A 1065-nucleotide genomic window follows, 5' to 3' on the forward strand; every position below is an offset into this window, starting at 1 on the left:
TGTACTGACCACGGAGGTTGGTGACAGGGCTCACGGCGTGGTGATCTTGAAATGAGTGAGGGCCTTCTGGCTCGGTGTGGATTGCGACATCTGCACCGGCACCCAGAAAGGCCCTCATGCCACACCGTAACGCACCGCTGACCGAGACCGGACGCCTGCGCCTGGCCCGCTGCGTGGTCGAGGACGGCTGGCCGCTGCGGCGGGCCGCCGAACGCTTCCAGGTCTCGCCGACCACGGCCAGGCGCTGGGCCGACCGCTACCGCACGCTGGGCGAAGCGGGCATGAGCGACCGCTCCAGCCGCCCGCACCACAGCCCGCGCCGGACCCCGACCCGCACCGAGCGGCGGATCATCAAGGTCCGCGTCCTGCGACGGTGGGGACCGGCCCGCATCGCCTACCTGCTCGGACTCAACCCCGCCACCGTCCACCGCGTCCTGACCCGCTACCGCCTCGCCCGCCTCGCGCACCTCGACCGAGCCACCGGACGCGTCGTCCGACGCTACGAGCACTCCACACCGGGCGAGTTGGTCCACATCGACATCAAGAAGCTCGGCAACATCCCCGCCGGCGGCGGCCACCAGGCCCTCGGACGCCAGGCCGGCCGCAAGAACCGCTCCGGAGCCGGCTACAGCTACCTGCACAACGCCGTGGACGACCACTCCCGCCTGGCCTACAGCGAGATCCTGGCCGACGAGCGCAAGGAGACCGCGACCGCGTTCTGGGCCCGGGCGAACGAGTTCTTCGCCCGGGCCGGGATCACCGTGCAGCGCGTGCTGACCGACAACGGCGCCTGCTACAAGTCACACGCCTGGCGTGATGCCCTCGCGGCCGAGGGCATCACGCACAAGCGAACCCGGCCGTACCGACCGCAGACCAACGGCAAGGTCGAGCGCTTCAACCGCACCCTGCTCGACGAGTGGGCCTATGCACGGCCCTACCGCACCGAGCAGGAACGCCGGGACGCCTACCCCGACTGGCTCCACACCTACAATCACCACCGCGGACACACCGCACTCGCAGGCAAGCCACCCGCCAGCCGCGTTCCCAACCTCATGGGTCAGAACA

General features: G+C 70.0%; 1 protein-coding gene. It reads left to right on the forward strand.

Going from position 1 to position 1065, the window contains the following annotated elements:
- Nucleotides 1–116 precede the first annotated feature (116 nt).
- Nucleotides 117–1065, forward strand: a 949-nt coding sequence (locus tag ACFWOG_RS40915) for an IS481 family transposase (RefSeq protein WP_380364840.1), incomplete at its 3' end; no start/stop codon positions are given.

Source organism: Kitasatospora sp. NPDC058406, from assembly GCF_042722765.1.
GTDB lineage: Bacteria > Actinomycetota > Actinomycetes > Streptomycetales > Streptomycetaceae > Kitasatospora.